The sequence below is a fragment of the Stenotrophomonas sp. genome (assembly GCF_035634915.1).
Lineage (GTDB): Bacteria > Pseudomonadota > Gammaproteobacteria > Xanthomonadales > Xanthomonadaceae > Stenotrophomonas.
The window spans coordinates 189,577-214,883 of the sequence record NZ_DASQCB010000012.1; the positions used below are offsets into that span (position 1 = coordinate 189,577).

Annotated in this window: 28 protein-coding genes; 10 read left to right on the top strand and 18 right to left on the bottom strand. The window is 67.1% G+C overall.

Features of this window, described 5'->3' with window-relative positions; all coding sequences use genetic code 11:
* Positions 1–105: 105 nt before the first annotated feature.
* Positions 106–453, top strand: a complete 348-nt coding sequence (locus VER16_RS10185) for a hypothetical protein (RefSeq protein ID WP_324807765.1) — start codon at positions 106–108, stop codon at positions 451–453.
* A 97-nt stretch (positions 454–550) separates the two neighbouring features.
* Here the strand turns inward: VER16_RS10185 and yiaA are convergent, their stop codons facing one another.
* Positions 551–1,003: an inner membrane protein YiaA gene (yiaA, locus tag VER16_RS10190; RefSeq protein ID WP_324807767.1), complete on the bottom strand. Its 453-nt coding sequence runs from the start codon at positions 1,001–1,003 to the stop codon at positions 551–553.
* A 165-nt stretch (positions 1,004–1,168) separates the two neighbouring features.
* On the opposite strand from yiaA, the gene VER16_RS10195 reads away from it, so the two are divergent.
* The gene (locus tag VER16_RS10195; protein WP_324807769.1) at positions 1,169–2,347 is read left to right on the top strand and encodes a PQQ-dependent sugar dehydrogenase; all 1,179 of its coding nucleotides are present in this window, start codon (positions 1,169–1,171) and stop codon (positions 2,345–2,347) included.
* Positions 2,348–2,419: 72 nt separating this feature from the next.
* Here the strand turns inward: VER16_RS10195 and VER16_RS10200 are convergent, their stop codons facing one another.
* The 4 genes from VER16_RS10200 to folB all read right to left on the bottom strand — a co-directional run bounded on the left by VER16_RS10200 (position 2,420) and on the right by folB (position 7,095).
* Positions 2,420–2,992 (bottom strand): hypothetical protein, encoded by a 573-nt coding sequence (locus tag VER16_RS10200; protein ID WP_324807771.1) that lies wholly within the window; start codon positions 2,990–2,992, stop codon positions 2,420–2,422.
* Between the two features lie 107 nt (positions 2,993–3,099).
* The gene (locus VER16_RS10205; RefSeq protein WP_324807773.1) at positions 3,100–5,274 is read right to left on the bottom strand and encodes a glycoside hydrolase family 3 N-terminal domain-containing protein; all 2,175 of its coding nucleotides are present in this window, start codon (positions 5,272–5,274) and stop codon (positions 3,100–3,102) included.
* Between the two features lie 138 nt (positions 5,275–5,412).
* Positions 5,413–6,684, bottom strand: a complete 1,272-nt coding sequence (locus tag VER16_RS10210; RefSeq protein ID WP_324807774.1) for a mechanosensitive ion channel family protein — start codon at positions 6,682–6,684, stop codon at positions 5,413–5,415.
* 57 nt (positions 6,685–6,741) lie between these two features.
* Positions 6,742–7,095 (bottom strand): dihydroneopterin aldolase, encoded by a 354-nt coding sequence (folB, locus tag VER16_RS10215; RefSeq protein ID WP_164280819.1) that lies wholly within the window; start codon positions 7,093–7,095, stop codon positions 6,742–6,744.
* 520 nt (positions 7,096–7,615) lie between these two features.
* On the opposite strand from folB, the gene VER16_RS10220 reads away from it, so the two are divergent.
* Positions 7,616–8,275, top strand: coding sequence for a hypothetical protein (locus VER16_RS10220; RefSeq protein WP_324807778.1), 660 nt, complete (start codon positions 7,616–7,618; stop codon positions 8,273–8,275).
* Positions 8,276–8,307: 32 nt separating this feature from the next.
* On the opposite strand, the gene tsaD is transcribed toward VER16_RS10220, so the two are convergent.
* Positions 8,308–9,333 carry a tRNA (adenosine(37)-N6)-threonylcarbamoyltransferase complex transferase subunit TsaD gene (gene tsaD, locus VER16_RS10225; RefSeq protein ID WP_324807780.1) on the bottom strand — a complete coding sequence of 342 codons (1,026 nt, stop codon included), beginning with the start codon at positions 9,331–9,333 and terminating at the stop codon, positions 8,308–8,310.
* Between the two features lie 165 nt (positions 9,334–9,498).
* Here tsaD and rpsU point away from each other — a divergent pair, with 165 nt between their 5' ends.
* The 6 genes from rpsU to VER16_RS10255 all read left to right on the top strand — a co-directional run bounded on the left by rpsU (position 9,499) and on the right by VER16_RS10255 (position 14,644).
* Positions 9,499–9,714 (top strand): 30S ribosomal protein S21, encoded by a 216-nt coding sequence (gene rpsU / locus VER16_RS10230; RefSeq protein ID WP_002808376.1) that lies wholly within the window; start codon positions 9,499–9,501, stop codon positions 9,712–9,714.
* Positions 9,715–9,847: 133 nt separating this feature from the next.
* Positions 9,848–10,291, top strand: coding sequence for a GatB/YqeY domain-containing protein (locus VER16_RS10235; protein ID WP_324807784.1), 444 nt, complete (start codon positions 9,848–9,850; stop codon positions 10,289–10,291).
* Positions 10,292–10,394: 103 nt separating this feature from the next.
* Positions 10,395–11,315, top strand: a complete 921-nt coding sequence (locus VER16_RS10240; protein WP_324807785.1) for a YihY/virulence factor BrkB family protein — start codon at positions 10,395–10,397, stop codon at positions 11,313–11,315.
* Between the two features lie 61 nt (positions 11,316–11,376).
* Entirely contained in the window at positions 11,377–13,119 is a 1,743-nt protein-coding gene (gene dnaG / locus VER16_RS10245; protein ID WP_324807838.1) for a DNA primase, read from the top strand.
* Between the two features lie 24 nt (positions 13,120–13,143).
* Positions 13,144–13,644 carry a fused DSP-PTPase phosphatase/NAD kinase-like protein gene (locus tag VER16_RS10250; RefSeq protein ID WP_324807788.1) on the top strand — a complete coding sequence of 167 codons (501 nt, stop codon included), beginning with the start codon at positions 13,144–13,146 and terminating at the stop codon, positions 13,642–13,644.
* A 28-nt stretch (positions 13,645–13,672) separates the two neighbouring features.
* The gene (locus VER16_RS10255) at positions 13,673–14,644 is read left to right on the top strand and encodes a bile acid:sodium symporter family protein (RefSeq protein WP_150455479.1); all 972 of its coding nucleotides are present in this window, start codon (positions 13,673–13,675) and stop codon (positions 14,642–14,644) included.
* A gap of 119 nt (positions 14,645–14,763) precedes the next feature.
* Here VER16_RS10255 and VER16_RS10260 read toward each other — a convergent pair whose 3' ends face one another.
* From VER16_RS10260 to VER16_RS10285, 6 genes are all read right to left on the bottom strand, one after another.
* Entirely contained in the window at positions 14,764–15,489 is a 726-nt protein-coding gene (locus VER16_RS10260; protein ID WP_324807791.1) for a hypothetical protein, read from the bottom strand.
* A 241-nt stretch (positions 15,490–15,730) separates the two neighbouring features.
* Positions 15,731–16,540 carry a calcium-binding protein gene (locus VER16_RS10265; RefSeq protein ID WP_324807793.1) on the bottom strand — a complete coding sequence of 270 codons (810 nt, stop codon included), beginning with the start codon at positions 16,538–16,540 and terminating at the stop codon, positions 15,731–15,733.
* 106 nt (positions 16,541–16,646) lie between these two features.
* Positions 16,647–17,540, bottom strand: a complete 894-nt coding sequence (cyoE, locus tag VER16_RS10270; protein WP_324807794.1) for a heme o synthase — start codon at positions 17,538–17,540, stop codon at positions 16,647–16,649.
* Positions 17,541–17,544: 4 nt separating this feature from the next.
* Complete coding sequence (locus VER16_RS10275) at positions 17,545–18,708, bottom strand: COX15/CtaA family protein (RefSeq protein WP_324807796.1); 1,164 nt, start codon at positions 18,706–18,708, stop codon at positions 17,545–17,547.
* 10 nt (positions 18,709–18,718) lie between these two features.
* Complete coding sequence (locus tag VER16_RS10280) at positions 18,719–19,288, bottom strand: hypothetical protein (protein ID WP_324807798.1); 570 nt, start codon at positions 19,286–19,288, stop codon at positions 18,719–18,721.
* 110 nt (positions 19,289–19,398) lie between these two features.
* Positions 19,399–20,106: an SURF1 family protein gene (locus VER16_RS10285; RefSeq protein ID WP_324807800.1), complete on the bottom strand. Its 708-nt coding sequence runs from the start codon at positions 20,104–20,106 to the stop codon at positions 19,399–19,401.
* Positions 20,107–20,163: 57 nt separating this feature from the next.
* Between VER16_RS10285 and VER16_RS10290 the strand changes: the two genes are divergently transcribed.
* Positions 20,164–20,382 carry a twin transmembrane helix small protein gene (locus tag VER16_RS10290; RefSeq protein ID WP_049468560.1) on the top strand — a complete coding sequence of 73 codons (219 nt, stop codon included), beginning with the start codon at positions 20,164–20,166 and terminating at the stop codon, positions 20,380–20,382.
* A 21-nt stretch (positions 20,383–20,403) separates the two neighbouring features.
* Here the strand turns inward: VER16_RS10290 and VER16_RS10295 are convergent, their stop codons facing one another.
* Genes VER16_RS10295 through VER16_RS10320 form a run of 6 tightly spaced genes read right to left on the bottom strand, consistent with a single transcriptional unit; the run spans position 20,404 to position 25,212 of the window.
* A complete protein-coding gene (locus VER16_RS10295) occupies positions 20,404–21,279 on the bottom strand; it encodes a cytochrome c oxidase subunit 3 (RefSeq protein ID WP_324807803.1) in 876 nt (291 codons plus the stop codon).
* 13 nt (positions 21,280–21,292) lie between these two features.
* Positions 21,293–21,883, bottom strand: coding sequence for a cytochrome c oxidase assembly protein (locus tag VER16_RS10300; protein WP_324807806.1), 591 nt, complete (start codon positions 21,881–21,883; stop codon positions 21,293–21,295).
* Positions 21,880–22,086, bottom strand: coding sequence for a hypothetical protein (locus VER16_RS10305; RefSeq protein WP_108751937.1), 207 nt, complete (start codon positions 22,084–22,086; stop codon positions 21,880–21,882). Before VER16_RS10305 ends, VER16_RS10300 begins: the two co-directional genes overlap by 4 nt.
* A gap of 8 nt (positions 22,087–22,094) precedes the next feature.
* Positions 22,095–23,702, bottom strand: coding sequence for a cytochrome c oxidase subunit I (ctaD, locus tag VER16_RS10310; RefSeq protein ID WP_324807809.1), 1,608 nt, complete (start codon positions 23,700–23,702; stop codon positions 22,095–22,097).
* Between the two features lie 59 nt (positions 23,703–23,761).
* Positions 23,762–24,724, bottom strand: a complete 963-nt coding sequence (gene coxB, locus VER16_RS10315) for a cytochrome c oxidase subunit II (RefSeq protein ID WP_324807811.1) — start codon at positions 24,722–24,724, stop codon at positions 23,762–23,764.
* An 11-nt stretch (positions 24,725–24,735) separates the two neighbouring features.
* The gene (locus VER16_RS10320) at positions 24,736–25,212 is read right to left on the bottom strand and encodes a DUF2244 domain-containing protein (protein WP_108767493.1); all 477 of its coding nucleotides are present in this window, start codon (positions 25,210–25,212) and stop codon (positions 24,736–24,738) included.
* Positions 25,213–25,307: the final 95 nt, after the last annotated feature.

Sequence of the window (25,307 nt, forward strand, 5' to 3'; positions counted from 1 at the left end):
TCGAGCCCTGCTCGACTCTACAAACCTGCCCTTCACGCAACCGGCCCGGGCGGTTAACCGCTGCACCGCCACCATCAGGCTTCATCCCCACACGGAGCCTGACCGATGAGTCCCGACTACCAGATCCCCGGCCGCGTGCCGGACGACAGCACCCCGCGCGCGACCGTTTCCGACTATTGGCGCGACCGCTACAGCGCCGAACCGTACTACGACGCGAGCCTGCTGTTCGATGATTATGAACCTGCCTACCAGGTCGGCCACGCGGCACGGCTCCATGAGACCCGTGCAGACCAGGTCATCCGCGCCTATGAGCAGGTAGAGGCCGAGCTGGAATCGCGCTGGGCCAACGAGCGTGGCAAGAGCCGCCTGGAGTGGGCGCAGGCACGCGCCGCCGTACGCCGTGGCTGGGATGAAGCGCACACCGTGGACCCGCGCCTGGGCCGCATTGGCTGACACGCGTGCCCCTTGTGTTGTAGAGCCGAGCCCATGCTCGGCTGCTTCTACCCTGGCGGCCTGAGCCGAGCATGGGCTCGGCTCTACAACGCTGCCGTCACTCGTGTTCGGGCAGCGGCGGCAGGGTCACCGTGCGGGTCGGTTCACCGGCATTGGCCGCAATCAGATCGCGGGTGTTCTTCTGCACCGCCACCGCGCCGAACAGCGAAAGCGCGAACGCCATCCCGTGGAAGCCCTTCTCGCTCAGCACCAGCGTCGCGTTCCACAGGCCGACCAGCAGCAACAGCAGCGAGGACAGCAGGGCGAACCAGCACAGCGCGTAATACAGGCCGCTGACCGGGATGTTCTCCACGCGGTCACGCACGCTTTTCTGCAGCGACACCGCCGCAAACAGGCCAAACAGCAGCAGAGTGAGGTAGTAGCCTTTCTCGTTGAGGGCCATGTCGGCGTTGAACAGGCCGATCAGGTAGGCCACCGCGCCCAGCAGCAGGGCCACCCAGGAGGCGGCGATGAAGGCAGGCGACGGCTTGGAGACGACGGTCGGTTGCATTGCAGTTCCTTGGCAGACAACGGGCACGCTTTGCCCGGACGCCTCCACCGTAGACCATCGGCCGCGCGCCGCACAGGGGGCAGCAGGACCTTTGGACCACGCGCCCGTTCACTGCTGTGGTGTACAAGGGGGATTGGCCATCCGCATCCCCACCTGGAGATACCCATGACCCGTCCTTCGAAACGCGCGCCCCTGCTGCTCGCCATGGGCCTGCTGCCCATCCTCGCCACCACCGCCTGCAGCGCGGCCGGTCCGGATACGACATCGACCGCACAGGCGGCGCCGGCAGCGACCAGCGCCGACCAGCGCCCGTTCACCGCCACCGAGGTCAGCCGCTTCGACCAGCCATGGGCGATGACCTTCCTGCCCGACGGCAGCCTGCTGGTCACCGAGAAGCGCGGCAAGCTGCAGCACCTGGATCTGGCCAGCGGCCAGAAGCATGAGATCACCGGCGTGCCGAAGGTGGCCTACGGCGGCCAGGGCGGCTTCGGCGATGTCATCCTGCATCCTGATTTCGCCCGCAACAACGTGGTCTACGTCAGCTACGCCGAAGAAGGCACGCTGGACACCCGCGGCGCCGCCGTGGCCCGTGCCACCCTGGCGCTGAACGCCGATGGCAGCGGCGCGCTGAAGGATCTGAAGGTGATCTGGCGGCAGACCCCCAAGGTCAGCGGCCAAGGCCACTACGGGCACCGCCTCGCCTTCGGCCCGGACGGCAAGCTGTGGATCAGCTCCAGCGAGCGGCAGAAGTTCGACCCTGCCCAGGACATGAGCGGCAACCTCGGCAAGATCATCCGCCTCAACGAGGATGGCAGCCTGCCGGCGGACAATCCGTTCGCCTCGCAGGGCGGCGTCGCGGCCCAGGTCTGGTCGCTGGGCCACCGCAACGTGCTGGGTATCGCCTTCGATGCCAACGGCAAGCTGTGGGCGCAGGAAATGGGCCCGGCCGGTGGCGACGAACTGAACCTGATCCAGCGCGGTGCCAACTACGGCTACCCGATCGTCTCCAACGGCGATCATTACGACGGCCGCCCGATTCCCAACCACGATACCCGTCCGGAATTCGCCGCACCGAAGGTGACCTGGAACCCGGTGATTTCCCCGGCCGGCCTGATGTTCTACAGCGGCAGCCTGTTCCCGCAGTGGAAGGGCAGCGCCTTCATCGGCGGCCTGTCCTCCACCTCGCTGGTGCGGGTGGCCTTCGATGGCGAGAACGCCCGCGAAGCCGAGCGCTTCAACATGGGCGAGCGCATCCGCGAAGTGGAACAGGGCCCCGATGGCGCCCTGTGGCTGCTGGAAGACGGCAGCAAGGCCCGCCTGCTGAAGCTGACCCCGAAAGCCTGACCCCGGTAGTGCCGGCCGCTGGCCGGCATCGCCCCAACCCAACGGCCCCGCATCACGCGGGGCCGTCTTCGTTTACTGGATGGTGCCGACCTTCACCTCAGTACGGGCGCAGGCCTTGTCCAGGCACTCGCCGGTCAGCCAGACCTGGCCATCGCCGATCATCACGCCCTGCTGGTTGACGAAGACCTTGCCGAACTCCTGCCCGGACATCGCCTTGACCACCGCCGGGGTGATGATTTTTTCGTAGTTGCGCTGGAACTCACCCGGACCGGTGATCTTCTTGCCGTCGGCGATGTTCAGCGGGAAGCGCACTTCCTCCACCACGGCGGCGCGGTCACCGCCGACCACCGCGGTCTTGAAGGCGTTGAACACCTTCTCGTACTGCTCGGCGTCGCCCAGCACTCTGTCGATGCGCGCGCGCGCATCGCCTTCATCGGCGGCAGGGGCCGGCGCAGGGGTTTCGCTGGCGTGCTCGGCCGCAGCCTGCGGCGCAGCGGCCGGGTCAGGCGTGGTGCTGGCGGCGGCTTCAGCCGGCGTGGAACCGGTCATCGGCGGCGGCGCATCGGCAGCAGGCTCAGCCGGCGGTGCCGGCTGCGAGCAGGCCGCCAGCAGCAGGGCCGGAATCAGGAAAGCAATCTTGCGCATGGCGCGGACTCCATCGGATCAATGGTCCGATGGTAGCGCCGGGCCATGCCCGGCGTGTTTGCCAGGGGTGAGGACGCCGGGCATGGCCCGGTGCTACCACTCCGCGATCAGCCCTTCAGCAGCTCGAACTGCACGGCTTCACCGGCAGCCGACGAGGCACACACCCACACGTCGAACTGGCCCGGCTCGGCACGCAGCACACCGTCGCGGCCGGTGAACGCCAGCTGCTCGCGGGTGAGGGTGAACACCACCTCGGTCGATTCACCCGGCTGCAGGGCGACCTTGCGGAAGTCCTTCAGTTCGCGCACCGGCCGCACGCGGCTGGCCACGCGGTCGTGGATGTACAGCTGCACCACTTCCTCACCGGCCACGGCGCTGGTGTTGGTCAGCGTGGTGGTCACGGTCAGGGTGTCGTCCCAGCCAAGCTGGGCCGCGCTCAGCTGCGGCACGCCGTAGGCGAAGGTGGCGTAGCCGATGCCGTGGCCGAACGGGTACAGCGGCTCGTTCGGAATCTCGCGCCAGCGGGCCTTGAACTCCGACATGGTCGGCAGTTCCGGGCGGCCGGTGCGCGGGTGGTTGTAGAAGTACGGCTGCTGGCCGGACACCTGCGGGAAGCTGACCGGCAGGCGGCCGGACGGGCTGTAATCGCCGAACAGCACATCGGCCACGGCATGGCCGGTCTGTGTGCCCAGGTACCAGGTGACCGCCACGGCATGCGCATTGCGCACCGCACCCTGCAGGGCCAGCGCGCGGCCATTGCGCAGCAGCACCACCAGCGGCTTGCCGGTCATCGCCACGGCCTCGGCCAGCGCCTGCTGTGCCGGCGGCAGGGTGATTTCCACGCGCGACTGCGCTTCGCCGCTGTAACGCTGCGGTTCGCCCAGGGCCAGCACCACCACGTCGGCGCGCAGCGCAGCGGCCACGGCCGCTTCGGTGCCACCCGGAATCGCGGCTTCCAGTTCGCAGCCGGGTACGACTTCCAGCAGCGCTTCATCGCCGATGGCCGCGCGCACGCCGGTCTCCAGGTCCACATAGCGCTGCTTGTCGCCGAACAGGGTCCAGCAGCCTTCGATGTTCTCGCGGTCCTGCACGAACGGGCCGATCAGGGCGATCTTCTGCCCGCGCTTCTGCAGCGGCAGCACGTTGTCGCGGTTGTTCAGCAGCACGATCGAACGGCGCGCGGCATCGCGCGACAGTTCGTCATGGGCGGCGATGTGCGAGGTATCCGCTTCGCGCGCCGGGTCCAGCGAACGGTACGGGTCGTCGAACAGGCCGATGGTTTCCTTCAGCCACAGGATGCGGCGCACGCCTTCATCCAGCACGGCCATCGGCACTTCGCCGCTCTCGACCAGGCCCGGCAGGTGCTCGGCATAGAAGCCGCTCTGCATGCTCAGGTCCAGGCCGGCGGTGAAAGCCTTGGCGGTGGCGTCGCGGTCGTCGGCGGCATAGCCGTGGGCGACCAGTTCCATGTCGGCGGTGTAATCGGAAATCACCACGCCCGGGAACTTCCACTCACCGCGCAGGATGTCGGTCAGCAGCTCGGCATTGGCGCTGGCCGGCACGCCATTGATGTCGTTGAACGAAGACATCACGGTGATCGCGCCGGCGTCGAAGGCGGCCTTGAACGGCGGCAGGTGCACGTCGCGCAGGGTCTGCGGCGAGATGTCCACCATGTTGTATTCCATGCCGGCCATCACCGCGCCATAGGCGGCGAAGTGCTTGGGCGTGGCCAGCAGCGAATCGGCCGCGCGCAGGTCGCCGCCCTGGAAGCCACGCACGCGGGCAGCAGCAAACGCGCAGCCCAGCACCACGTCCTCACCGGCACCTTCGGCGCCACGGCCCCAGCGCTGGTCGCGGGCGATGTCCACCGCCGGTGCATAGGTCCAGTGCAGGCCCGCGGCGGTGGCCTCGACGGCGGTGGCACGGGCGGTGCGCTCGGCCAGGTCCGGCTCGAAGCTGGCCGCTTCGCCCAGCGGGATCGGGAACACGGTGCGCATGCCGTGGATGACGTCGGCGGCCAGGATCACCGGGATGCCCAGGCGGCTCTCCTCGGTGGCGACCTGCTGGATGCGGCGGCCGAGTTCGGCGCCCACGCCATTGAACAGCGAGCCGACCTTGCCTTCGCGCACCTGCTGCAGCACCTGGTCGGCGTTGCGCACGTTGGCTTCCGGGTTCACGTCCGGCGCGAACGGGCGGACCATGTCGGCGAAGACACCCAGCTGGCCGACCTTTTCCTCGACGGTCATCTGGGCAATGAGGGATTCGATGCGATCGGAGGCCACCAGCGGTCCTTATGAAAACGTTTACAAGCCCGGCATTCTAGCGTTCCCGGGCCATTTGGCGAGAGGTTTCGTCATTCAGTTTCGTGCGCCCGCCCACACTCTGGGCGTCCCATACGGGGGCGGACGCGAGGGTGGAGCTTACTCCGAGCCGGCCAGTGCGCGCTGCCCCGCCAGCAACATGGCGTCGCTGGAGGCCTGGAAAACCCGCAGGCCAAAGGCCGGGAGGATTGCCAGCAGGTGGTCGAAGATGTCCGACTGCACTCCTTCGTAGACGCCCCAGGCGGTGCTGCGGGTGAAGCAGTAGATCTCCAGCGGCAGGCCCTCGGTGGTGGGCTGCATCTGCCGTACCAGCAGGGTCATATCGGTATGGACGCCGGGGTGACTGCGCAGATAGCGCTCCACATAGGCGCGGAACGTGCCCAGGTTGGTGACCCGGCGGCTGTTCACCTCGGCCATGCCCTGCTCGCGCAGGCGCCCGTTCCACTGCTCCAGTTCCTGCGCCTTGTCGCGCAGGTAATCCCCCAGCAGGGCGAACTGGCCCAGGCGCTGCAGCCCGTCGGCATCCAGGAAGCCCACGCTGTGCTGGTCCAGGTACAGCGCGCGCTTGATCCGGCGGCCGCCGGCCTCCTGCATGCCGCGCCAGTTCTTGAACGACTCGGTGACCAGCTTCTTGGTCGGGATGGTGGTGATGGTCTTGTCGAAGTTCTGCACGGTGATGGTGTGCAGGGCGATATCGATGACATCGCCGTCGGCGTTCTGGCTGGGCATCTCGATCCAGTCGCCGAGGCGCACGCGGCCATCGCCACTGATCTGCACGCTGGCCACCAGCGAGAGGATGGTGTCCTGGAAGATCAGCATCAGCACCGCGGTGGCCGCGCCCAGGCCGGTCACCAGCGGGCCGATCTTCACCCCCAGCAGAGTGGCGACGATGGACAGGCCAGCGGCCACGAACACCACGATCTTGACCACCTGCAGGTAGCCCTTGATCGGCTTGTTGCGCGCATCGGGCTTGCGCTCGTACAGGCTGTTGGCCGCATCCAGCGCATGCGAGAACGCCAGCGACACGGTCAGCACCGCCCACACGATGCACAGCTTGACGATGATGTTGACCAGGCCGGGCGGCAGGTCGGGAATGAAGGTGATGCCCGAGGCGATCACTTGGCTGGGCACCACGTTGGACAGCCGCGCGATGACCCGCATCAGGTGGCTGCCACGCCCGGACTCTGCACCGGGCAGGCGCTGCAGCAGCCGCCGCAGCCCACGCACCAGGATGCGCTTGGTGACCCAGTTGGCCAGGCCGGCGGCGATCAGCAGCGCCGCGATCATCAACGCCAGGTAGGCGCCGGGATAGGGTTCCAGTGTCATCTGCAGCTGTTCCAGCCACTGTACCGCCACCACCGCATCCACCATCCTTCATCTCCTTCTTTGTTTTTATTGAGGTTGCCGGCCAGCGGCCGGCACGACCGGTCAGTCGCGCGCGCGCTCGATGATCACGCCCACCGCGCGCGCGCCGCGCACCGCACCGGGCTTGCTCAGCTTCAGGCGCAGCCACTTCACGTCGAACTCGTCCAGCACGATCTGCGCGCAGCGCTCGGCAAGGGTTTCGACCAGGCCGAATTCCGATTCGCGCACGAACTGCTCCAGGCGCTTGCTCACCGCCTTGTAGTTCAGGGTATGGGCGATGTCATCGGAGGCGGCCGGGCGGCGGTTGTCGAAGCCCATTTCAAGGTCGAACACCAGGTCCTGCCGGATCCGCCGTTCCCAGTCGTAGATGCCGATCAGGGCGTCGATCGTCAGCCCTTCGATGAAAACCTTGTCCATTGCGGTTACCAGCCGGATACAGGCGGCCATGGTAACGGCACGGCGGTGAGCCTGCCCGGAACGGGCGGCGGCGTGGGTGGGATGTGGCAGGGGCGGGAAAGACAAAGGGCCCTGCTAGCGGGGCCCTTTGGTACCTCTCAACGTCCTCGGGGGGAGCTGGTAACCAGCCGCGAGTCCCGAAGCACACGCTGGCGAAGGTATCCCATCGGTCCTGTCCGACGCGAGAGGCGATTGCGGCAACTGCTGATGACGGAAAAAACAAAGGGCCCCGCTAGCAGGGCCCTCTGGTACTACCGTTTGTCCCCGGGGGGAGCTGTTGAACAGCCGCGAGTCCCGGTGGCGCAGGCACGTAGAGTAGGCAAGGTCCAGATCGCCGGTCAAGGCCAATTCCGACAGATTAGGTCAGGTGTTCGTCCGAGGCGAAACACAGGGAATCGGCCGCCCGGCCAACGGCATTCCCTGATGGTTGTTGCCCGCGTGACTGGCCAACATCGATCCATCTTCACCACCGCACATCACGATGGCTTCATACGATGCATTGCGGCGCGCGTTGTCAGCGGAGCGTCTGTCTACTTACGAGAGAATCGCATTGACCTGCGCCCCCCACGTTACAGCCGAATCCCTCTACCTATGGAACATGCGGCTGTGCGGTGCGCTGATGATGCCGGTCCATCTGTGCGAAGTGGTCACCCGCAACGCTGCGGCAACGGTTCTCGCTCGGCAGCACGGTCCACGTTGGCCCTGGAATGATGCCTTCCGACGCAGACTGCCAACTTCGTCCAGCACTTCCCCACGCACGGCACTGGAACAACTTGCCAGCCGTGAAAGCGATACACCTGAGATCGTCGCCAACCTGCCAATGGTGTTCTGGCAGCAGCTATTCACATGTCGCTTCGACTCCACGCTGTGGATACCGGCACTCAGCGGGGTCCTGCGCCATGCGCCTTCCGCCCACCCCAGTGTCATCCGGAGAGCCATCCACGCGGATATTGGCCGCATCCGCCACCTGCGCAACCGCATCGCCCACCACGAACCCATCCTCGAGCGCGACATCGGTGCCGATCTGGCCGCGATCGGGCGGCTGATCCATGCGCGCTGCCCGCACACCCTGGGGTGGCTGCAGCGCCATGAGCGGGCGACGACGGTGCTGGCGGCATCGCCGTTGGCCGGCCGTCCGTGATGCGTCCGCCGGCCGCGGTCCGGCGATACGGTTCAGACCGCCGGCAGGGTCGCCATGTCCCAGCGCGGGGTGACTTCCACCTTCGGCGGGTTGTGCTGGCCGGCCTGCAGGCGCAGCGCGCCGGCGAAGGCGATCATCGCGCCATTGTCGGTGCACAGCGCCGGGCGCGGGAAGCAGGCGCGGCCGCCCAGGCGCTCGGCCATCTGCTGCAGGCGGGCGCGCAGTCGCTTGTTCGCGCCCACGCCGCCGGCCACCACGATCACGTTGGTGCCGGCCGCTTCCAGCGCGCGCTCGCACTTGATCGACAGGGTTTCCACCACCGCATCTTCAAAGCCGCGGGCGATGTCGGCGCGGGTCTGTTCGCTCTGGTCGCTGTCGCGCCAGGCCATCAGGACCTGGGTCTTCAGGCCGGAGAAGCTGAAATCCAGCCCCGGGCGGTCGGTCATCGGCCGCGCGAAGCGGTAGACGCCCGGCGTGCCCTGCTCGGCCAGCCTGGCCAGCTGCGGGCCACCCGGGTACGGCAGGCCCATCATCTTGGCGGTCTTGTCGAAGGCCTCACCGGCCGCATCGTCCAGGGTCTCGCCCAGCAGGCGGTACTGGCCGATGGCGTCCACCGCCACCAGCTGGGTATGGCCGCCGGACACCAGCAGGGCCACGAACGGGGCTTGCGGCGGGTCGTCTTCCATCAACGGGGCCAGCAGGTGGCCTTCCATATGGTGTACGCCCACCGCCGGCACCTCCAGCGCCCAGGCCAGCGAACGGGCCACGCCCGCGCCGACCAGCAGGGCGCCGACCAGGCCAGGGCCGGCCGTATAGGCCACGCCGTCGATGTCGCCCACGCCCAGGCCGGCCTCGGCCAGGGTCTGTCGCACCAGTGGCAGCAGCTTGCGGACGTGGTCGCGGCTGGCCAGCTCGGGCACTACACCGCCGTACTCGGCGTGCAGGGCGATCTGGCTGTAGACCGCATGGGCGCGCAGGGCCGCGCTGCCGGCCAGGTCGGTGTCATACACCGCCACGCCGGTCTCATCACAGGAAGATTCGATGCCAAGGACTCGCATGCCTGCTATTATGACGCCCCTGCCGCCCCCTCGGGGGACGTGCAGATCTCTCTGCTTTCGAACCCCGGCCCGTATTCAGGGTTGGCCGCTTGCAGTTTGTCTTTTCGCCGCTATAATGTGCGGCTCGCCGGGCGTGACCCGGTTCTACTGTGTCCCGGAGATTCCATGCCCAGCGTCAAAGTCCGCGAGAACGAGCCCTTCGAGTTTGCTCTTCGCCGCTTCAAGCGCACTTGCGAAAAGGCCGGTGTGCTGGCCGAAACCCGCAAGCGCGAGTTCTACGAAAAGCCGACCCAGGAGCGCAAGCGCAAGGCCGCCGCTGCTGTGAAGCGTCAGCTGCGCCGCTCGTCGCGCGACGTCACCAAGCGTCAGCGCCTGTACTGATCGGACGCATCTTCATTGCGATGGGCTTGCCTGTCGCAGTGGAGCCGAAGCCGGCACGCGCAAGCGTCGCCGGCTTTTTGCGTTTCCGGGCCCGGGCATCCGCCCCTGCCCCACCACCACCACGAGGTTCCTCATGAGCATGAAGCAGCAGCTCACCGACGACATGAAGGCCGCCATGAAGGCGGGCGAAAAGCACAAGCTGGGCGTGATCCGCCTGATCAACGCCGCCATCAAGCAGAAGGAAGTGGACGAGCGTGTCGAGCTGGATGACACCGCCGTCATCGCCGTGCTGGACAAGATGGTCAAGCAGCGCAAGGACTCGGTCAGCCAGTACGAAGCGGCCAACCGTGAAGACCTGGCCGAGATCGAGCGCGCCGAGATCGTGGTGATCGAAGCCTACCTGCCGGCCAAGATGGGCGAAGCCGAAATCGTCGCCGCCATCCAGGCCGCCATTGCCGAGACCGGTGCCAGCGGCCCGGCCGACATGGGCAAGCTGATGGGCGCACTGAAGCCCAAGCTGGCCGGCCAGGCCGACATGGGCCTGGTGTCCAAGCTGGTCAAGCAGCAGCTGTCGTAAGCCAGCAGCCGGGGTCGGATCCCTTTCGCCACGCGAAAGGGCTCTGACCCCAACGCCGCGATGCTTCACCGCGCCTTCGACCCCGGGCTGCTACAACACGGACATGGTTGAACCTGTGTCCCCCGTCCCCGTGAATCTGCGCAAGTACGTCCAGCGCCTGCAGGACAGCTTTCCCATGGCCGTCGGCAAGCGCTTCGTCGAGATCGACGTGCTCACCCAGGCCGCCTCGGTCTCCTTCTACGCCCTGCTGTCGATGGCACCACTGCTGGTGCTGCTGCTGTGGCTGACCGCTTCGCTGTACCCGCCTGCGCAGCAGGCCCTGGTCGGACAGATCAGCGACGCCGCTGGCAGCAGCGCGGCCACCGTGGCCGAGACCGTGCTGAAGAACGCCGACAACCAGCCCGACGTCGGCTCGCTGGCCGGGCTGTGGAGCACCCTGCTGCTGTTCATCGGTGCCACCGCTGTGTTCGCCCAGCTGCAGAACGCGCTGAACCTGATCTTCCGCACCAGCGGCGAGCGCCTGGAGGGCATCAAGGCCTGGCTGCGCAAGCGCGTGTTCTCCTTCGGCGTGGTGCTGGCGCTGGGCTTCCTGCTGATCCTGTCGATGACCGCCACCACCATGCTGCAGGTGGCCTTCGCCCAGTTGCCGTCCATCCTGCCGGCCATCGGCTATCTCACCAGCCTGCTGCTGTACGCGGTCGGCTTCGCCTTCATGTACCACTATCTGCCGGACCGCCGCGTGGCCTGGCGCCAGGCCTTCATCGGCGGCGTCATCACCTCGGCGCTGTTCGCGCTGGGCCGCTATGGCATCGGCGTCTACATCGCCACCGTGGCCCCGGGCAGTGCCTACGGTTCGATGGGCGCGCTGGTCATCTCGCTGGTCTGGATCTACTACGCCACCGTGGTGTTCTTCGTCGGCGCGCTGATGACCGCGGTGATCGACGAGCGCCTGCGCGCCCGCACCCATCTGGCCGCAGCCGGCATCGATCCGGCCAGCGCCGGCCCCCTGCCCGACAGGGAGTAAACTAGGCGGATTGATCGTTCCGCCTCGCGTGGCCACCGGCCGCGCCCCTGCCCTGCTGCCCATGGCCCGTATCCCCGACGCATTCATCGACGACCTGCTGGCCCGCTCCGACATCGTCGAGGTGGTGGGCAGCCGCGTGCCGTTGAAGCGCCAGGGCAAGGAATACGCGGCGCGCTGCCCGTTCCATGACGAGCGCTCGGCCTCGTTCACGGTCTCGCCCACCAAGCAGTTCTATCACTGCTTCGGCTGCGGCGCGCACGGCACCGCCATCAGCTTCCTGATGAACTACGACCGCCTCGAATTCCTCGATGCGGTGGACGAACTGGCCAAGCGCGCCGGCATGGAAGTGCCGCGCAGCGAGAACCCGCGCAACGCCCAGCAGCAGGACGACAGCCGCGAGCTGTACTCGGCGCTGGATGCGGCGACGAAGTTCTTCCAGAAGAACCTGGAAGGCAGCGAGAAGGCGCGTACCTACCTGGACGGCCGCGGCGTGGACGAGGAAAACCGCGCGCGCTTCCAGATCGGTTACGCGCCGGACGGTTACAGCGGCCTGCGCGATGCGCTGGGCAAGGACGAGCGACGGATGAAGCTGCTCGATCGCGCCGGCCTGTTCTCCAAGAACGACCGCGGCCACGTCTACGACAAGTTCCGCGACCGGGTGATGTTCCCGATCTTTGATCGCCGTGGCCGTGTCATCGCCTTCGGTGGTCGCGTGTTCGAGAAGGACGACGGCCCCAAGTACCTCAACTCGCCGGAAACCGCGCTGTTCCACAAGGGCCGCGAACTGTACGGCCTGTGGCAGGTGCGCCAGGCCAACCAGAAGATCGAGCGGCTGATCGTGGTCGAGGGCTACATGGACGTGGTCTCGCTGTTCCAGTTCGGGGTCACCCAGGCGGTGGCCACGCTGGGCACGGCCACCACGCCGGACCACGCCGAGCTGCTGTTCCGCAACGCGCCGGATGTGTTCTTCTGCTTCGACGGCGACGCCGCCGGCCGCCGCGCCGGCTGGAAGGCGCTGGAATCGGTGCTGCCGCGCATGAAGGATGGACGCCAGGCGTTCTTCCTGTTCCTGCCCGATGGCGAGGACCCGGACACCATCGTGCGCAAGGAAGGCGCCGAGGTCTTCAACGACCGCCTGAAGCAGGCCACGCCGCTGTCGCAGTTCTTCTTCGATGAACTGACCCGCGAGATCAACCTCGGCACGCTGGACGGCAAGGCGCGCCTGGCCGAGCGGGCCAAGCCGATGCTGGCGCAGATTCCCGATGGCGCCTTCGGCGACCTGATGAAGCAGCAGCTGGCGCAGCTGACCGGCCTGGGCGGTGGCACTGGCGCGGCCACACGCGCGCCGATGCCGCAGCGCGCGCCGGCCCGGCAGATCCAGCCCATCGCCAAGCGCAGCCTGGTGCGCGGTGCCATCGCCGTGCTGCTGCAGCAGCCCTCGCTGGCGATGACCCTGGGCGGCAAGCACCATTTCCAGGGCCTGCGCCTGCCCGGCGTGGAGCTGCTGCTGGAACTGCTGGGGCTGGTCGAACAGCGCCCGGACATCAGCACCGGCGCGCTGCTGGAACATTTCGACGGCCGCGAAGAGCAGGCCTCGCTGCATACGCTGGCCGCGCAGACCCTGCCCGGCGACGACGCGATGTGGACCCAGGAACTGCACGACGCGGTGGCCCAGCTGGAGAAACAACTGCTGGTGCAACGTCTGGACGAACTGTTGGCAAAGCAGCGCCAGCAGGGCCTGGACGATACTGACAAGTACGAACTGCGCGAGCTGCTGAAGGCCCGCGCCACCCTGCGCCTGTAGCGGCAGCCCGACCACGGAGAGAGCATGCTGCTGCGCCTGACCTGCCTGCTGTTGCTGTCACTCTGCACGACCCTGCCCGCCTGGGCCGGGGACACGCCGCTCAACGAAGTCCGCCCCGGCCTGTATGCCGGTGGCCAGCCCAGTGCCGCACAGCTGCAGGCGCTGGCCGCGCAGGGCGTGCGCACCGTCATCGACCTGCGCCAGCCCGATGAAGACCGCGGCTTTGACGAAACCGCACAGGCCGAAGCGCTGGGCCTGCGCTACGTGCGCATTCCCGTGGCCGGCGCCGCCGGCCTGGATGCCGCCAACGTGCGCGCCGTGCACCAGGCCCTGCAGCAGAGCCAGGGCCCGGTGCTGCTGCACTGCGCCTCGGGCAACCGCGCCGGCGCCGTGCTCGGCCTGGTCAATGCGCGTTACGAACAGGCCAGCGCCGAGCAGGCCCTGAAGCTGGGCCAGCGCGCCGGCCTGACATCCCTGGAAGCCGCCACCCGGCAACGCCTGGCGGAACCGGCTACTTCGCCCTGAACCTCACGTACCAAGGAGCCTGCCCACCATGACCCGCTGGTGGTCGCGCCTGCGACCGGACAACTTCACCCTCGCCCTGCTGTGCACCGTCGGCCTGGCCTCGCTGCTGCCGATGAAGGGCGCCGCCGCCATCGTGCTGGACGATGTCACCACCGTGGCCATCGCCGCGCTGTTCTTCCTGCACGGCGCGCGCCTGCCGCGCGAGTCGATCATCGGCGGCATGCTGCACTGGCGGCTGCACCTGACCATCCTCGCCTGCACTTTCATCCTGTTCCCGCTGCTGGGCCTGCTGTTCAAGCCGCTGTCGGGCTGGCTGCTGACGCCGGAGCTGTACCTGGGCGTGCTGTTCCTGTGCACCCTGCCCTCCACCGTGCAGTCGTCCATCGCCTTCACCTCGATGGCGCGCGGCAACGTGCCGGCGGCGGTGTGCAGCGCCTCGCTGTCGAGCATCCTCGGCGTGTTCCTCACGCCGCTGCTGCTGACCGCACTGGCCGGCACCTCCGGCGGCGTGCACGACCCGCTGCATGCCATCGGCGGCATCATGCTGCAGCTGCTGGTGCCGTTCGTGGCCGGCCACCTGCTGCGGCCGTGGATTGCCGGCTGGGTGGAAAAGCAGCGTGCACTGCTGCGCTACACCGACCAGGCCACCATCCTGCTGGTGGTGTATTCGGCGTTCGGCGAAGCGGTGACCGAAGGGCTGTGGAGCAAGACGCCGCTGCTGTCCCTGTTCGCCGTGGCCGTGGTCGCTGCCGTGCTGCTGGGCATCGCGATGCCGCTGATCACCTTCCTGGCCCGCCGCCTGCACTTCAACCGCGAAGACGAGATCGCGATCGTGTTCTGCGGCTCGAAGAAAAGCCTGGCCACCGGCGTGCCGATCGCCAAAGTGTTGTTCGCCGGTGGCAGCCTCGGTGCCATCGTGCTGCCGGTGATGATCTACCACCAGATCCAGCTGATCGTCTGCGGCGTGATCGCGCAGCGGTATGCGAAGCGCGCGCCCTGATTGGGCGCGCGGGTTTTCTTGCGGGGAACCCATCCACGCGTGGCGTGGATCTACCAAACCGCGGATGGCGTTACCCCGCAGTAGATCCACGCCATGCGTGGATGACGCTCGCGCCGCCGCTAATCCACGATGGCCGCCGCGATGTCGTGCAACATCCGGGCGTTGCGCTCCACATCGCTCCCCGGCTCACCCGTGACAACCAGGCTGTAAGTCTTGCTGCCGCCGGTCCAGGCAAGTTCCACGCGGGTACGGCCGTCACCATCCACGGTCCTCCCCAGGTAAGCGGGCTTGCCGTTCACCAAGGTGTTCTGTGCCTCCGCGATGACCTCGATCTGCATGCCCGCGGCGAGGAAGCTGTTCTCCCTGAACTCCACGATGCCGACACCCTCAAGCCGGTAGAAGCGGCTCAGCCCCGAGGACGTTCCTCCATCCAACCTGCCACTGGGCTCCATGCCGATCAGCTCGGCGGGGCCCAGAAGACTGCCTTCCAGCCTGCTGGGTGGCTGCGGCAGGCGCTGGCGTAGTTCCGACGCCGAACGCTGCGTGCGGGGCAAGGCAGCCAGCACTTCGGCCTGCGTTGGGATGCCCCCTTCCGCAACCCGCACGACACCCTTGGATCGCTCGATATCAGCGCGAAGCTGCTGCTTCACCTCTTCAGGGGCGTCCAGCTCAGCCAATCCCACGACGCGGTAACTGCCCGCTGGCGGCGTGCCGCCCTGCGTAGTCGCCTGCATGCCGCGTTGTCGCAGCCACTGTCCGACCGGATCGGGGTCTTCAAAACGTGTAGATGCAGGTGCATTCACCGCAATCACCACAATGGCACCACACAGCAGAAGGAAACGCATCGCGATCACCTTGCTCCACAGGACTGCGAGTCATCTCGCCAGTCCTGTGTATCCACGTTGGAGCGCGCCGTTGGGCGGATGAGTGCGGATCTGTGACCCATCGCTCGCGGCACGTTGGCAGCACGGCAATTCCCTACAGCGTGACAGCTTGGTTACCTGGCACAGTGTCGAACCCAGCGAGAAGAAGCCGACATCAAATGCACCGGATTCGGCGGGAACCTCATCCACGCATGGCGTGGATCTACTGCCCCACCAGCGTGCCGATGCTCAGCGCCGGCATCCACAGCCACAGGTCGTACTGGCGCCCGGCATCGGTATCGACCTCAGGCGCGCGCGCCGTCTGTTCGCGTATCGGCAACGCCTTGCAGCGATCCAGGCAGGCCCAGAAATGGCCGCGCTGCGCTTCCAGCCGCACGCTGTAGATATCCAGGTCGCGAAGCAGCGATGCCATCGGCTGAGTCTGCATCTCCGGCGGCGCATCGGCCGGCCGCTGCAGCATGGCGTGCACATTGCCGGTCAGCACCAGCATCCGTGCGCCCTCCGGCAGGCGCCGGTAAAGCCGGCGCAGCTCGGCCGCCATGCGGTCGTCGCGTGCCTGATTGCCGCCATCGCTGTTGTCGACGTCATAGCCGACCACGTCGATGACACGCCCCTGCGCCTTCAGCGCGCGCAGGTCTTCGATCATCGCCAGCATGTCGCGGCTGCGACGGCCATCGTGCTGATCGTCATGCACGGTCCAGAACGCGCGGCCGTGCAGGCGCTGGCGTGCCGCGGCCCCGCCATTGGAAACCAGGTACTCGCGCAGCGTGGGGTTCTCGGCACGCGGTAGTTCCAGCGCCAGCAGTACCGGCGTGCCATCGCGGCTGTAGTCGTCCATCAGCTGGCGCACCAGCAGCGGCGTCTCGCGGGTTCCATGGAATTCGCCCAGCACCAGCATGCGATGGTCGGCGGCGTGCTGGCGGATCTGCGCGGCGGTGTCGTCGGCATGCGCGCTCACGGCGATGCCCAGCGCCAGCAGCAGCGCGATGATCCAGCGGAAGATCGAATGCATCCCTGCTCCTTCCTTTCCTTGAGGTCAGGAACAGCTATGGCGACGCCGCAACCGCGGTTCAAGTAGATCCACGCCATGCGTGGATGTCCGCGCGATCAGGCAGCCCTTACATCCAGGGCAGGATCCAGTGGTCCACCAGCAGGAACGCGAACAGCGCCATCAGGTACACGATGGAATAGTGGAACATCTTCATCGAGAACAGCTCGTCCGGCGGGTTCAGCATGCGCCAGGCGTACCAGAGGAAGACGGCATTGAGCACGATCGCCCCGCCCAGGTAGAACGGCCCGCTCATGCCCACCAGGTAGGGCACCACGCAGACCAGCGCCAGCACCACCGAATACACCAGGATCTGCCTGCGCGTGTGCACCACGCCGTGGGTGACCGGCAGCATCGGGATCTTCGCCTTGGCGTAGTCCTCGCGGCGGAAGATCGCCAGCGCCCAGAAGTGCGGCGGGGTCCAGATGAAGATGATCAGCACCAGCAGCGACGAGTACGCCCAGTCCGACGGACCCTGCATGCCGGTGATCGCCGCCCAGCCCAGCATCGGCGGCATCGCGCCGGCCAGGCCGCCGATGACGATGTTCTGCGAGGTCGCGCGCTTCAGGTACACGGTGTAGATCACCGCATAGCCGATCAGCGAGGCGAAGGTCAGCACCGCGGTGATCCAGTTCACCCACAGCAGCAGGATCGCCATCGACAGCACGATCAGCACGCCGGCAAACACCAGCACCTGCCACGGCTTGACCTTGCCCACCACCAGCGGGCGCCACGAGGTACGCGCCATCTGCGCATCGATGTGCGCATCCAGCAGCTGGTTGATGGCCGCGGCGGCCGATGCGGCCAGCCAGATGCCGAGGAAGCCGAGCGCACCGGCGCGCACCTGTTCCCAGCTGGGCACGCCCGGAATGGCCAGGACCATGCCGACCAGGGCGGTGAAAACGATCAGGGCCACGACCTTGGGTTTGGTCAGGTCCCAGTACTGGCGATATCTGGAAAACATGGAATCAGTCCGGGGCACGCAGGCGGGCCAGCAGGCTGACCAGTACGAACAACAGGGCAACGGCCACGCCGTTGTGGGCCACGGCCACTTCCAGCGGCAGGGCCAGCTTCACATTGAGGATGCCCAGGGTGACCTGCAGCACCAGCAGCGCCACCAGCGCGCTGGCCCAGCCACGCATGCTGGGCACGCGGAACAGGCGCAGGCCCAGCCACAGCAGGTAGGCAGCAACGACGATCGCGAACAGGCGGTGCGCCATCTGGATGGCGATGCGCGAGGCGCCATCCAGCACGCCCCCTTCGTAATCCACGCCGATGCCACGCCACAGGGTGAAGCCCTCGGCGAAGTTGTGCTGCGGCCACCATTGGTTGGCGCAGCGCGGGAAGTTGTCCAGCGAGGCGCTGCCGCCGCCGCAGGCCAGCGCGGCATAGTTGGCGCTGACCCAGCCGCCGAGGGCGATCTGGGTGACCAGCACGGCCACGCCGATGCGCAGCAGCCACTTCAGCTTCGGCGCTTCGGCCAGGGTGATCGGCAGGTGCGTTGCCCGCCAGGCCATCCACACCAGCAGGCCGAACATCAGCATGCCGCCCAGCAGGTGGCCCATCACGACGATGGGTTTCAGCAGCAGGGTCACCGTCCACATGCCCAGCAGGGCCTGGAAGATCACCACGGCCAGGGTCAGCAGGGCCGCGCGCGCCAGGTCGATGTTGCTCCAGCGCAGCGCGGCGATCAGCAGGATCGCCTCACCCACCAGCGCCAGGGTGCTGGCCGTGCCATGCCATCCCATCATGTACAGCGGTATGCCAGCGGCCACCAGCACGCAGGCGGTCACCACCGCCGTGCTTCCGAAGCGACGCTTGCGGGTGGCCAGCAGGGCCAGGGTGAGGATCTCGATGCCCAGCGCGCCGGCCAGGAAGCGGTGCACCTGCTCACGCCAGGCCTTGTGGGTTTCCAGCGGACGGATCTCGGCAGCCGGGTGGCCGATGGTTTCTTCCACGTGCTGCGGCCAGGTGGCCTGGCCATAGCAGGTCGGCCAGTCCGGGCAGCTCAGGCCGGCATCGGACAGGCGGACGAAGGCGCCGAACATGATCGTACTGGCGGTCATGATCATGGCGAACCACGCCAGGCGGTGGAAGTTGCGATGCAGCGCCGGACGCGCGGAAAGGCTCATCAAACAGGACTCACTTCAGTTTCAGCAACGTGGCCATGTCCTTGCGCAGGCCGCCCAGGTCACTGCCGGGGGCATGGCGCATGATCACGAAGCCGTTCGGATCGATCACGTAGACCGGCAGTCCCGCCGGATCATCGACGCCCGGCAGGGCCGCGCGCAGGGCTGGCGACGGGGCCAGCGGCCGCAGCGCGGGCAGCGAGGCGATCGACGCCGGTGGCGTACCCAGCCACAGGATGTCCACATTATCGGCGTTATGGCCGAACAGCTGCCACACCTTGCCCAGTCCCTGCGACAAAGTGACGCACTGTGCGTCACAGGCGCCGGCCGGGGCCACCAGCAACCGCCAGGTCCGCGCTTCGGGGTTCCACGGGTAAGCCTGGCCGTTGGCCAGCGTGGGGGCCTGCTGGCGCAGGTCCACGGTCGGCTGCAGCAACTGGCCCGCATTGCGGTGACCGGTGGGCTGCCAGCCGGTGAAACGCAGCACAGCGGCCAGCGCCATCGCCCCGAAGAACACGGCGAACAGCAGCACCAGGGTCCGGCGGCCGGAACCGCGCGCCTGCGGGGACGTAGCAGTGTTCATGCGGGGCATTTTCTCATGGTTGGGTGGAAGGAAGCGGTCGATGCTCTGGTAGCCCCCGACCTTGGTCCGGGGAGAGGGTGCCGACCAAGGTCGGCACCCACCGAAGCCGGTCAACGCCGCCGTCGGCGCCGTTCCAGCACCAGCGCCACCACCAGCACGGTCAGGGCCAGGCCAAACCACTGCACGGCGTAGCCCAGGTGGCGCTGCGGTGGCAGCGTGTTCGGCAGCAGGTCCAGGTCGCGTGCGTCGCCGAACGGCAGGGCCGGGTCCAGGCGCAGCACGCGGTCGGGCAGCGCGGCCAGGCCCAGCGCGCGGGCCAGGCCTTCGGCAGGCAGGCGGCTGGCCAGCCAGCGCCCGGGCTTGCCGGTGCTGGAAAACGCCGGGCCCAGCGCCAGGCCTGCGGCCGGTGGCGGCGCCAGCAACCCGCGCACCGCCACCGGCGAAGGCGGCGCGGGCAGATCCGGCAGCGTGCGGTCCGGCGGCAGCGCGCGCCAGCCCAGGTCGACCAGCAGCACGCTGCCGCCGTCGCTCTGGAACGGGCGATATATCTTCACCCCGGCGCGGCCTTGCCGGGTCTGGTTGTCCAGCAGCACCACCCCGGGCAGGAAGCGGCCGTGATCGGCCACCCCATGCAGGGCGCCCGATGCCGCCAGCGCCTGCGCCAGCGGCAGTGCCTGCGCCACCGCCGGCCCCTGCGCATCGAGCAGCGCCTGCTTGGCCTGCATGCGCTGCAGCTGCCAGAACCCCAATGCGGTGAAGGCGGCCATCGTCAGCACCGCCAGCAGCCAGCCGATCACGCGCGTGTGCTGGCGCATCATGACAAGTCCGCACAAACGCGGTCAGATAGGCGCATCCACCCTGCCCTCGAGCCGCGCATGAGTGATTCGCTGAAGACCCTGCTGGTAATCGCGTTTCTGATCGTCATCGTCTGGAATCTGGGCGCTGGCCTGTATTACCTGCTGGTCGACCGCGGCCAGACCAAGCGCACGGTCAATGCACTGACGCGCCGCATCGGCGTGTCGGTCGCATTGATCGTACTGGTGATCGTGTGCATCTACATGGGCTGGATCAAACCGCATGGCATCGGCGGCTGAGACCGCCGGCGCCGCGCGCGGTCAAAGCACGTAGACGAACATGAAGAGCATCAGCCACACCACGTCGACGAAGTGCCAGTACCACGCAGCGGCTTCGAACGCGAAGTGGTTGTCGCGGGTGAAGTGTCCCTTGGCCGAACGCAGCCACATCACGATCAGCATGATCGTGCCCAGCAGCACGTGCGCGCCATGGAAGCCGGTCAGCATGAAGAACGTCGAACCGTAGATGCCCGAACCCAGCGTCAGGTTCAGCTCCTTGTAGGCGTGGATGTATTCCTCCGCCTGCAGGGTCAGGAAGCCGAGGCCGAGCAGCACGGTGGCGCCCAGCCACACCAGCAGCTGGCGGCGGTTGCCGGCCTTCAGGGCATGGTGGGCGATGGTCAGGGTCACGCCGGAGGTCAGCAGGATCAGCGTGTTGATCAGCGGCAGGCCCCAGGCCGGAATGGTCTGGAACGCACCGCCGATCGCGGCCGGTCCGTTGGTCGGCCAGCCCGCTGAATAGCCCTGCCACAGCAGTTCGTTGGTCATCACCCCGCGGCCTTCGCCGCTGAGCCAGGACAGGCCCAGGTTGCGGGTGTAGAACAGCGCGCCGAAGAACGCTCCGAAGAACATCACTTCGGAGAAGATGAACCAGACCATGCCCATCCGGAACGAGCCGTCGACCTGGCGGTTGTAGTGGCCGGCCTGCGATTCGCGCACCACGTCGCTGAACCACCAGAACAGGGTCAGCACCAGCATCGCGATGCCGATGTAGAAGGTCCAGCGCCCCCAGCTGGCATCGTTGAGCCAGCTGGCCACGCCGACCATGGTCACCATCATCGCGATGGACCCCACGAACGGCCACCGGCTCTGGGCCGGGACGAAGTACACGTTGGCGTCGGTTGGTGTCTGGGCCATGTCGGTATCCGGGTCAGGGAGCGGCGTGCGCGCCTTCCGAGGTGGCGGCAGGTGCCAGCCGATCGGACAGCGCGTCGTTGCGGTAGAAGGTGTAGGACAGGGTGATCGTCTTGATTTCCGGCGGCAGGTCCGGATCGACGATGAAACGCACCGGCATGTCGCGCTTCTCGCCGGCCTGCAGCGTCTGCGCGGTGAAACAGAAGCATTCGGTCTTGCTGAAGAAGCCCGACGCGCGCGCCGGCGCCACCGAGGGCACGGCGCTGCCGACCACGGCATTGGCGCTGTCGTTGCGGGCGAAGTATAAGGCCTCGTTCAGCTCACCGGGCACCACGTCCATGGTGAGCTGCTCGGGATGGAACGACCACGGCAACCGCGAATTGACGCCGCCATCGAACTCCACGCGCACGGTACGCTTGCCGGTGGCGGCGCCAGTGCTGGCCTCGCTGCCGGGGCCGCGCTCCAGGCGCACGCCGAACACCTTTTCGCAGGCGATGCGGTACAGCGGCACCAGCGAGAACGTCAGCAGAAACACCGCCACCGCCACACCGATCAGGCGCGGCAGCCCGGCGCTGGGTGACGGCGTGGTGGCGGGCGTCTCGCTCATCGGCCGATCACCCCGCTGAGGATGAAGCCAACGTAGACCAGCACGGCGATGGCACCGACCCACAGGGCGGTGCGCCTGGCGCGCTGGCGCTGCAGCTCGACGCCGTTGCTCTCGCTGTTGTAGAGCCGAGCCATGCTCGGCTGCTTTTTGTCAGTCGAGCATGGCTCGACTCTACCGGTCGGAAGCGGGCTCTCGTTATGCATGCCCCACCTCAATGCGTGATGTCGTCATGGGCCAGATCCCCCGGACGGATCGTCGGCGGCGTGGTGAAGGTATGTGCCGGTGCCGGCGACGGCAGCGTCCACTCCAGGCCACGCGCGCCTTCCCACGAACGGGCCTCGGCCTTCTCGCCATTGCGCAGCGAGGACAGCAGGATCGCGGCCATCATGAACGGCGTGGCGAACATGCCGAACGCACCGATCGAACTGATCAGGTTCCAGTCGGCAAACGCCACGCTGTAATCAGGAATGCGCCGCGGCATGCCGGCCAGGCCGAGGAAGTGCTGCGGGAAGAACAACAGGTTGACGAACACGATCGACCACCAGAAGTGCACCTTGGCCCACTTCTCGCTGTACATGCGCCCGGTCCACTTCGGCCACCAGTAGTACACCGCCGCGATCAGCGCGAACACCGCACCGGTCACCAGCACGTAGTGGAAGTGGGCGACCACGAAGTAGGTGTCGTGGTACTGGAAATCGGCCGCCACGATGGCCAGCATCAGGCCGGAGAAGCCACCGATGGTGAACAGGATGACGAAGGCGACCGACCACAGCATCGGCGCTTCGAAGGTCAGCGAACCGCGCCACATGGTGCTGACCCAGTTGAACACCTTCACACCGGTCGGGATCGAGATCAGCATGGTGGCGAACATGAAGTAGATCTCGCCGCCCAGCGGCATGCCCACGGTGAACATGTGGTGGGCCCAGACGATGAACGACAGGAAGGCGATGGCGGCGGTGGCGTACACCATCGCCTGGTAACCGAACAGCGGCTTGCGGCTGAAGGTGGGGATGATCTCGCTGACCACGCCGAAGGCGGGCAGGATCATGATGTAGACCTCCGGGTGGCCGAAGAACCAGAAGATGTGCTGGTACATCACCGGGTCACCGCCACCGGCGGCATTGAAGAAGCTGGTGCCGAAGAACTTGTCGGTCAGCAGCATGGTCACCGCACCGGCCAGCACCGGCATCACCGCGATCAGCAGGAAGGCGGTGATCAGCCAGGCCCAGCAGAAGATCGGCATCTTCAGCAGGTCGATGCCCGGCGCGCGCATGTTGAGCACGGTGGCGATGATGTTGATCGCGCCCATGATCGAGCTGATGCCGGCCACGTGGATGGCGAACACGCTGAAGGCCACGTTGTAGCCGCCCTGCAGCGACAGCGGCGGGTACAGCGTCCAGCCACCGGCCGGCGCGCCACCCGGCAGGAACAGGGTCAGCAGCAGCAGGCTGAAGGCCACCGGCAGCAGCCAGAACGACCAGTTGTTCATGCGCGGCAGCGCCATGTCCGGCGCGCCGATCTGCAGCGGGATCATCCAGTTGGCCAGGCCGACGAAGGCCGGCATCACGCCGCCGAAGATCATCACCAGTGCATGCACGGTGGTCATCTGGTTGAAGAATTCGGGCTTGACGAACTGCAGGCCCGGCTGCGCCAGCTCGGCCCGGATCACTACGCTCATCGCCGCACCGATGATGAACATGATGAAGCTGAAGCCCAGGTACAGCGTGCCGATGTCCTTGTGGTTGGTGGAGAAGAACCAACGCTCGAAGAACCTCTGGTGGTGGTGGTGATCGTCGTGCCCAACTGCCGAGTGCGCCATCGCAAAACACCTCTCAGAATCGGTTGTCGCCACGGCCGCGAACGGCCGCGGGCTTTACATCACGCGCCGCTGGCCGCGGTGGCAGGTGCGGTGCCGGCTTCGGCTGCTGCCGGGGCTGCCGGCGCAGCCGGAGCTTCGCTGCCAGGCGCGGCCGGTTCGGCCGGTGCCGCAGCAGGCGTGGCCGGTGCGGGCGGTGCCGGCTTGCGCTGGGCCAGCCACTGCTTGAAGTCTTCCTTGGACACCGCCTCGACCACGATCGGCATGAAGCCATGGTCCTTGCCGCACAGCTCGGCGCACTGCCCGCGGTACACACCGGCCTGCTCGATGCTGGTCCACGCTTCATTGATGAAGCCGGGAATGGCGTCCTGCTTCCAGCCCAGCGCCGGCACCCACCAGGCATGGATCACGTCGTCGGAGGTGATGACGAAGCGGACCTTGGTATCCACCGGCAGTACCAGGCGGTTGTCCACGTCCAGCAGGTAGTGCGGGTTACTCTCGCGGGTGGGTACCACGCCGCTCTGCCGCACGCGGTCCGATTCACGGTCCAGGCGGCTGGTGAAGGTGACGTTCTCGCCGAGGTATTCGTACTTCCACATCCACTGGTAGCCGGTGATCTTCACCGTCATCTCGGCATCGCGGGTGTCGTACATCTTGATCAGGTTGGCCGTGGCCGGCCACGCCATCACGATCAGGATGATCACCGGGATCACCGTCCAGATCACTTCGGCCTTGGTGTTGTGGCTGAAGGTGGCCGCCACCGCGCCCTTGGACTTGCGGAATTTGAACATCGCATAGCCCATCGCGCCGAACACGATGACCCCGATCACCGTACAGATGATCAACGACAGATTGTTCGACTCCCAGGCCAGGCGCGAGGTCTGGGTGACCCCCTTGCCCATGTTCAGCTGCCACGGCTTGGGATCGGCGGCCTGCGCCCATGCCCCTGCCGGAACCAGTCCCCCGGCCACCAGGCTGGCGACCGCTGCAACGCACTTCGTGCCCCACCTGCTGCTTTGCTTCATTGCCTAGACCCTTAGCGTCGTCGGTTGCCGCCATCGCTGGCGGCGAGCAAGCCTTCAAGCATTTCAGCGAGCGTCTGGCGTTCGGCCGGCGCGAGGAAACTCCCCACCTCCACCTGCCGTCCGCTGGATGCCAGCCGGACCCTCTCGTCGTCGGTGAGCAGGCGCACCCAATGGGGGTGGGCCCGGAACACCGGCGATCCACCGGGTACGGGGATGACCTCCACGTACGCCGGCACGACCCGGATCTCCTCCTGCCGTTCACCGCTGCGCCACAAGGCACGCAGGGCGGCTGCCAGCAACAGGCTGTACAGCAGCGCGAACAGGGGGGCGAATGCGTTGCCAGCCACCCACCCGAGGGCAGAGACCAGCCACATCGCTCCCGACAACACGGCAAACAACAGGACGAACTGCCGGGCATCGAGCGCCCGTGGGGGACGCAGCCGCAGCTGCGTACCTGACCCATCCGGAGCTGGAAGCACCTCGATCATGTCGCAACCGCGTTCCTGCCGCGGGAAACGCCTCGATGGTAGCCCCGCCCTCTCACCGGTAGCAAGGGTCCATTCACACTTTTTCCCATGTTGCA

Excerpts from the sequence above, each read along its gene's own strand:
- VER16_RS10250 (WP_324807788.1), top strand. The coding sequence starts at position 13,144 with ATGCTGCTGCGCCTGACCTGCCTGCTGTTGCTGTCACTCTGCACGACC.
- VER16_RS10320 (WP_108767493.1), bottom strand. The coding sequence starts at position 25,212 with ATGATCGAGGTGCTTCCAGCTCCGGATGGGTCAGGTACGCAGCTGCGG.
- VER16_RS10260 (WP_324807791.1), bottom strand. The coding sequence starts at position 15,489 with ATGCGTTTCCTTCTGCTGTGTGGTGCCATTGTGGTGATTGCGGTGAAT.
- cyoE (WP_324807794.1), bottom strand. The coding sequence starts at position 17,540 with ATGTTTTCCAGATATCGCCAGTACTGGGACCTGACCAAACCCAAGGTC.
- VER16_RS10235 (WP_324807784.1), top strand. The coding sequence starts at position 9,848 with ATGAGCATGAAGCAGCAGCTCACCGACGACATGAAGGCCGCCATGAAG.
- VER16_RS10195 (WP_324807769.1), top strand. The coding sequence starts at position 1,169 with ATGACCCGTCCTTCGAAACGCGCGCCCCTGCTGCTCGCCATGGGCCTG.
- rpsU (WP_002808376.1), top strand. The coding sequence starts at position 9,499 with ATGCCCAGCGTCAAAGTCCGCGAGAACGAGCCCTTCGAGTTTGCTCTT.
- dnaG (WP_324807838.1), top strand. The coding sequence starts at position 11,377 with ATGGCCCGTATCCCCGACGCATTCATCGACGACCTGCTGGCCCGCTCC.
- yiaA (WP_324807767.1), bottom strand. The coding sequence starts at position 1,003 with ATGCAACCGACCGTCGTCTCCAAGCCGTCGCCTGCCTTCATCGCCGCC.
- VER16_RS10300 (WP_324807806.1), bottom strand. The coding sequence starts at position 21,883 with ATGAGCGAGACGCCCGCCACCACGCCGTCACCCAGCGCCGGGCTGCCG.
- coxB (WP_324807811.1), bottom strand. The coding sequence starts at position 24,724 with ATGAAGCAAAGCAGCAGGTGGGGCACGAAGTGCGTTGCAGCGGTCGCC.
- ctaD (WP_324807809.1), bottom strand. The coding sequence starts at position 23,702 with ATGGCGCACTCGGCAGTTGGGCACGACGATCACCACCACCACCAGAGG.
- VER16_RS10185 (WP_324807765.1), top strand. The coding sequence starts at position 106 with ATGAGTCCCGACTACCAGATCCCCGGCCGCGTGCCGGACGACAGCACC.
- VER16_RS10255 (WP_150455479.1), top strand. The coding sequence starts at position 13,673 with ATGACCCGCTGGTGGTCGCGCCTGCGACCGGACAACTTCACCCTCGCC.
- VER16_RS10275 (WP_324807796.1), bottom strand. The coding sequence starts at position 18,708 with ATGAGCCTTTCCGCGCGTCCGGCGCTGCATCGCAACTTCCACCGCCTG.
- VER16_RS10210 (WP_324807774.1), bottom strand. The coding sequence starts at position 6,684 with ATGGTGGATGCGGTGGTGGCGGTACAGTGGCTGGAACAGCTGCAGATG.
- VER16_RS10280 (WP_324807798.1), bottom strand. The coding sequence starts at position 19,288 with ATGAACACTGCTACGTCCCCGCAGGCGCGCGGTTCCGGCCGCCGGACC.
- VER16_RS10290 (WP_049468560.1), top strand. The coding sequence starts at position 20,164 with ATGAGTGATTCGCTGAAGACCCTGCTGGTAATCGCGTTTCTGATCGTC.
- VER16_RS10285 (WP_324807800.1), bottom strand. The coding sequence starts at position 20,106 with ATGATGCGCCAGCACACGCGCGTGATCGGCTGGCTGCTGGCGGTGCTG.
- VER16_RS10265 (WP_324807793.1), bottom strand. The coding sequence starts at position 16,540 with ATGCATTCGATCTTCCGCTGGATCATCGCGCTGCTGCTGGCGCTGGGC.
- VER16_RS10200 (WP_324807771.1), bottom strand. The coding sequence starts at position 2,992 with ATGCGCAAGATTGCTTTCCTGATTCCGGCCCTGCTGCTGGCGGCCTGC.
- VER16_RS10305 (WP_108751937.1), bottom strand. The coding sequence starts at position 22,086 with ATGCATAACGAGAGCCCGCTTCCGACCGGTAGAGTCGAGCCATGCTCG.
- folB (WP_164280819.1), bottom strand. The coding sequence starts at position 7,095 with ATGGACAAGGTTTTCATCGAAGGGCTGACGATCGACGCCCTGATCGGC.
- VER16_RS10240 (WP_324807785.1), top strand. The coding sequence starts at position 10,395 with ATGGTTGAACCTGTGTCCCCCGTCCCCGTGAATCTGCGCAAGTACGTC.
- tsaD (WP_324807780.1), bottom strand. The coding sequence starts at position 9,333 with ATGCGAGTCCTTGGCATCGAATCTTCCTGTGATGAGACCGGCGTGGCG.
- VER16_RS10295 (WP_324807803.1), bottom strand. The coding sequence starts at position 21,279 with ATGGCCCAGACACCAACCGACGCCAACGTGTACTTCGTCCCGGCCCAG.
- VER16_RS10220 (WP_324807778.1), top strand. The coding sequence starts at position 7,616 with ATGGCTTCATACGATGCATTGCGGCGCGCGTTGTCAGCGGAGCGTCTG.